Origin of the sequence: Cryobacterium sp. PH31-L1 (assembly GCF_030063145.1) — a bacterium.
Classification (GTDB): Bacteria; Actinomycetota; Actinomycetes; order Actinomycetales; family Microbacteriaceae; genus Cryobacterium.
This window is the reverse complement of record NZ_JASISM010000027.1, coordinates 1-872: the sequence shown is the minus strand read 5'-3', so window position 1 is coordinate 872 and position 872 is coordinate 1. Positions and strand designations below refer to the sequence as shown.

At 53.2% G+C, this 872-nt stretch carries 1 rRNA gene; it reads left to right on the top strand.

What is annotated here, in order from left to right:
• Positions 1-872, top strand: a 23S ribosomal RNA gene (locus QMF22_RS17315); the annotation flags it as partial.

Here is an 872-nt window from a genome sequence, read left to right as displayed (position 1 = left end):
AGCGTGCGACCCTATGCTGGTGCGGTTAGCGTATTAACAGGTGTGACGCAGGAAGGTAGCTGAGCCGGGCGATGGTTGACCCGGTCTAAGGATGTAGGCCGAGAGATAGGCAAATCCGTCTCTCAGATAAGGTTGAGACCCGATGGGTAGCCCGTAAGGGTGAAATCAGTGATCCTATGCTGCCAAGAAAAGCATCGACGCGAGGTTTTAGTCACCCGTACCCCAAACCGACTCAGGTGATCAGGTAGAGAATACTAAGGAGATCGAGAGAATCGTGGTTAAGGAACTCGGCAAAATGCCCCCGTAACTTCGGGAGAAGGGGGGCCTGAGGCGTGAACGGACTTGCTCCGGGAGCGTTCGAAGGCCGCAGAGACCAGTGGGAAGCGACTGTTTACTAAAAACACAGGTCCGTGCTAAGTCGCAAGACGATGTATACGGACTGACGCCTGCCCGGTGCTGGAAGGTTAAGAGGAACGGTTAGCCGCAAGGCGAAGCTGAGAATTTAAGCCCCAGTAAACGGCGGTGGTAACTATAACCATCCTAAGGTAGCGAAATTCCTTGTCGGGTAAGTTCCGACCTGCACGAATGGCGTAACGACTTCCCAGCTGTCTCAACCGCGAACTCGGCGAAATTGCATTACGAGTAAAGATGCTCGTTACGCGCAGCAGGACGGAAAGACCCCGTGACCTTTACTACAGCTTGGTATTGGTGTTCGGTGTGGCTTGTGTAGGATAGGTGGGAGACTGTGAAGCTTGGACGCTAGTTCAGGTGGAGTCATTGTTGAAATACCACTCTGGTCATATTGGATACCTAACTTCGAACCGTGATCCGGTTCAGGGACAGTGCCTGGTGGGTAGTTTAACTGGGGCGGT